Source organism: Micromonospora maritima, from assembly GCF_902825405.1.
In the GTDB taxonomy this organism is placed as follows: domain Bacteria; phylum Actinomycetota; class Actinomycetes; order Mycobacteriales; family Micromonosporaceae; genus Micromonospora; species Micromonospora maritima.
Map to the genome: position 1 here is coordinate 1 of NZ_CADEAU010000442.1, position 4,420 is coordinate 4,420.

The 4,420-nt window shown below is 75.3% G+C and carries 3 protein-coding genes; all 3 read right to left on the bottom strand.

The window, feature by feature from the left end:
* Nucleotides 1–63: 63 nt before the first annotated feature.
* The 3 genes from HUW36_RS26600 to uxaC are packed head-to-tail and all read right to left on the bottom strand — an operon-like array spanning nucleotide 64 to nucleotide 4,270.
* On the bottom strand, nucleotides 64–1,548 hold the full coding sequence (locus HUW36_RS26600; protein ID WP_174530651.1) for a mannitol dehydrogenase family protein: 1,485 nt from the start codon (nucleotides 1,546–1,548) through the stop codon (nucleotides 64–66).
* Nucleotides 1,539–2,840: an enolase C-terminal domain-like protein gene (locus tag HUW36_RS26605; RefSeq protein WP_174530652.1), complete on the bottom strand. Its 1,302-nt coding sequence runs from the start codon at nucleotides 2,838–2,840 to the stop codon at nucleotides 1,539–1,541. The genes HUW36_RS26600 and HUW36_RS26605 overlap by 10 nt, the downstream gene beginning before the upstream one ends.
* Nucleotides 2,837–4,270 (bottom strand): glucuronate isomerase, encoded by a 1,434-nt coding sequence (gene uxaC / locus HUW36_RS26610; RefSeq protein WP_174530653.1) that lies wholly within the window; start codon nucleotides 4,268–4,270, stop codon nucleotides 2,837–2,839. Before uxaC ends, HUW36_RS26605 begins: the two co-directional genes overlap by 4 nt.
* Nucleotides 4,271–4,420 lie beyond the last annotated feature (150 nt).

Sequence of the window (4,420 nt, forward strand, 5' to 3'; positions counted from 1 at the left end):
GGCGGTGCCAGCGGCCGTGCCCGTTCGCCCCGATCAGCGCCACTCGCGGCGGCCCGCCGCCGCTCACCGGGCGCCTGCCAGCGTGGCCCGGACGCCGTGGCGTTCCAGCGCGGTGAGCCAGCCGGTCACGTCCGCGCGGACCTCCTCGTCGGCGGCCAGGTCGGCGGGGAACACCTCGCGCAGCGCGAACACCGCGTCCACCACCCCGGCCGGGGTGTGCGCTCCGGCGGCCAGCGCGGTGCGCAGCCGGTCGGCAAGCGGATCGTCCAGCGGCAACGGCCGGCCGTCGTCGGCGTACCCGAGCAGGAACCGCAGCCACGCGGCCACCACGAGCGCGCTCCACCGCGCCGACCGGCCGGTCGCCCGCAGGTCGGCGACGGTGTGCAGCACCCGCTGCGGCAGCTTCTGCGAGCCGTCCATGGCGACCTGCCACGTCCGGTGCCGGATCGCCGGGTTGCCGAAGCGGGCCAGCACCTGCTCGCCGTAGGCGGCCACGTCGACGCCGGGCGGTGGGGTGAAGCTGGGCGCGATCTCCTCGGCGACCAGCCGCCGCAGCACCGCGTCCAGGTGCGGCAGCGTCAGCGCCTCGGCCACCGTCTCCGCGCCGGCCAGCGCACCCAGGTACGCGGTGGCCGAGTGCACGCCGTTGAGCGCCCGCAGTTTCAGCCGCTCCCACGGGCCGGCGTCGTCGGTGAGCACGGCGCCGGAGCGTTCCCAGGCCGGCCGGCCGGCGGGGAAGTCGTCCTCGATCACCCACTGCGACCACGGTTCGGCGGCGACCGCCGCCAGGTCGGCCACGCCCAGCGCCCGCCGGGCGGCGTCCCGGGTCGCGTCGGTGCTGGCCGGCACGATCCGGTCGACCATGGTGCCGGGGCAGGTCACCGCCGCCAGCACCCGCTCGGCGCTCGCGTCCGGCACCCGGGCCAGCGCGAGGCACTGCGCCACCAGCCCGTGCAGCCGCCGCCCGTTGGCGGGCAGGTTGTCGCAGCTCACCAGCGCGATCGGCCCGGCGTCGGCGGCGGCCCGGGCGAGCAGCCCGCGCACCAGCAGGCCCGGCACGGTACGCGGGGGACGGCCGGTGGTCAGGTCGGCGGTGAGGTCCGCGTCCACGGTCAGCGCGGCGGTCACCGGGTCCAGCCGGTACGCCTTCTCCGTCACCGTCAGCGTGACCACCCGGATCGCCGGGTCGGCGAGCAGGCCGACCACCGCGTCCGGGTCGCCCGCCGCGTGCCGTACCCCGGCGAGCGCGCCGACCACCCGGGTGGCCGCGCCGTCGGCGGCGAGCGTGGTGACGCTGAACAGGCAGTCCTGCGCGGCCAGGGCGTCGACCACGTCGGTGCTGCGCGGTGCGACGCCGACGATGCCCCAGTCGCCGCCGGCCGCGCCGACCGCCGCCTCGGTGTGCACGGCCTGGTGGGCGCGGTGGAACGCGCCGAGGCCGAGGTGGACGATGCCGGCCGGCACGGTGCCGGGGCGCAGCAGCGGCCGGGACTCCGGTGGCAGGTGACGCAGCGTGGCCAGGCCGAGCCGGTCGGCGGTCAGCGCCATGCCGGGCCGTCCGGGAAGCGGAACTCCGCGATCGACTCCGGGCGCATGGTGGAGCTGTAGCCGGGGGCGGTGGGCAGCAGGTAGCGCCCGCCCCGGGTGCGGACCGGGTCGATGAAGTGTTCGTGCAGGTGGTCGACGTACTCGACCATCCGGCCGTCCAGGCTCGTGCCGACCCGCAGGTGGTCGAAGACCGCGAGGTGCTGCACGTACTCGCACAGGCCGACGCCGCCGGCGTGCGGGCAGACCGGCACGCCGAACTTCGCCGCCAGCAGCAGTTCGGCGAGCACCTCGTCCACGCCGCCGACGCGGCAGGCGTCGACCTGCATCACGCCTATCGCCTCGGCCTGGAGCAACTGCTTGAAGATCACCTTGTTGGCGGCGACCTCGCCGGTGGCGACCCGGCAGCGTCCGCCGGTCAGCTCGGTGACCGCGCGGGCGATCCGGGCGTGCCCGAGCACGTCGTCGGCGTGCGTGGGCTCCTCGATCCAGTACGGGTCGACCTCGGCGAGCACGCCCATCGCGGCGATCGCCTCGTCCACGTCCCACACCTGGTTGGCGTCCATCATCAGCAGCGCGTCCGGGCCGATCTCGGCCCGGATGATCCGGGCCCGCCGCAGGTCGTCCTCGATCCGCCCGCCGACCTTCATCTTCATCGCGCGCCACCCCTGCGCGTACGCGTCGCGGGTCAGCGCGCGCACCTGCTCGTCGGGATAGCCGAGCCAGCCGACCGAGGTGGTGTACGAGGGGAACCCGTCGCGTTCCAGCCCGGCGAGCCGGTCGGCCAGGCCGTCGCGTCCCTTGTCGAGGATGGCCGCCACCTCGTCCGGGGTGAGCGCGTCGGTGATGTGGTGGAAGTCGATCGTCGCGACCAGCTCGTCGGTGGGCGCCTCGGCGAGGAACCGCCACATCGGCTTGCCGGCCAGCTTGGCACGCAGGTCCCAGACCGCGTTGACGAGCGCGCCGGTGGCCATGTGGATCACGCCCTTCTCCGGGCCGAGCCAGCGCAGTTGCACGTCGGCGGCCAGGGAGCGCCAGAACGCGACGGGTTCGGCGGCGATCTCGGCGACGGTGCGTCCCCGCACGTGGTGGGCGAGCGCGCGGACCGCCGCGCAGGTGATCTCGTTGCCGCGGCCGTTGGTGAACGTGAACCCGGTGCCGGTCGGGCCGCCGTCGGTGGTCAGCTCCACGTACGTGGCCGAGTAGTCGCCCCTGTTGATCGCGTCCGAGCCGTCGCCGCTGGCGGCGGTGGGGAAGCGTACGTCGTGCACCGCGACGTCGACGATCGTGGTCATGCGGGCCCACCTCCGAACTTGAAGACCTGCTTGGGCAGCCGGTACGCCAGGTCGACGATGGTCTCGGCCGCCTCGTCCTCGCCGAGGCGGTGCTCGGCGACCAGGCGGGCGAGGAAGCCGGCGTCGACCCGGCGGGCCACGTCGTGGCGTACCGGGATGGAACAGAACGCGCGGGTGTCGTCGACGAACCCGGCGGTGTTGTAGAAGCCGGCCGTCTCGGTGACCGCCTCCCGGAACCGGCGCAGCACCTCGGGGGAGTCCAGGAACCACCAGGGCGCGCCGAGGCGCAGCGCCGCGTACCCGCCGGCGAGCGGGGCGAGTTCCCGGGTGAACGTGTCCTCGTCGAGCGTGTAGAGCACCACGGTGAGCCGGGGGTCGTTGCCGTGCGCGTCGAGCAGCGGCGCGAGGCCGTGCACGTACTCGGTGGCCTGCGGCACGTCGCCGCCCACGTCGCGGCCGTGCCGGGCGTGCAGCCAGCGGTTGTGGTTGCGGACCGCGCCCGGGTGCAGTTGCATGACCAGGCCGTCGTCGAGCGACATCCGGGCGAACTCCAGCAGCATGTGCGCCCGGAACGCCTCGGCGTCGGCGGCGTCGGCCAGGCCGCGCCGGCCCTTGTCGTAGAGCGCCGCGGCCTGCGCCGGGCCGAGATCGAGGGTACGGGCGGTGGGGTGCCCGTGGTCGGACGAGGTGGCCCCGGCGGCGGCGAACGCCTCCCGCCGTGCCCGCAGCGCGGCCAGGTATCCGGCGTAGGTGCCGGTGTCCTGCCCGGAGACCTCGGCGAGGCGGTCCACGTTGTCCGACCAGTTGTCGAACTCCATGTCCACCACGTCGTCCGGGCGGAACGTGGTGACCACCCGCCCGCCCGGCCCGCCCCAGCCGTCGGCGGCGAGCTTGGCGTGCCTGCCCAGGTCGTCCAGCGGCGACTCGGTGGTGGCGAGCACCTCGATGCCGAAGCGTTCGAACAACGCCCGGGGCCGGAACCCCGGTTCGGCCAGGCGCGCGGCGAGCGCGTCGTAGACGGTGTCGGCGGTGGCCGGGCTCAGCGGCGTGTCGACGCCGAACACGTGCCGGAACGTCTGCTCCAGCCACAGCCGTGACGGGGTGCCGCGGAACAGGTGCCAGTGCGCGGCGAAGCGCCGCCAGACGGTGCGCCCGTCGGTCTCGACCGGGCTGCCGTCGACGCTCGGCACGCCCAGGTCGGCCGGGGGTACGCCCTGGCTGAGCAGCATCCGGGTCAGGTAGTGGTCGGGCACGATCAGCAGCCGGGCCGGGTCGGGGAACGGCTGGTCCTCGGCCAGCAGCCCGGGGTCGACGTGCCCGTGCGGGGAGATGATCGGCTGCTGCGCGGCGAGCGCGTACAGCTCGCGCGCCAGGGCGCGCAGGCCGGGCTCGGCGGGCAGCAGCAGATCGCTGGGGGAGATGATCGGCACGGGGGAGGGCTCCTCGGTCAGGGCAGGGTGAGCAGGTCGGCGACCCGGGTGGGCGCGCCGGTCTCCAGCGAGCGGTTGGCGGCCAGGCCGGTGAGCAGCGCCAGCGCGCCGTCGCGGGCGGTGGCGGCGCGGCCGAGCGGGTCGGGTTCG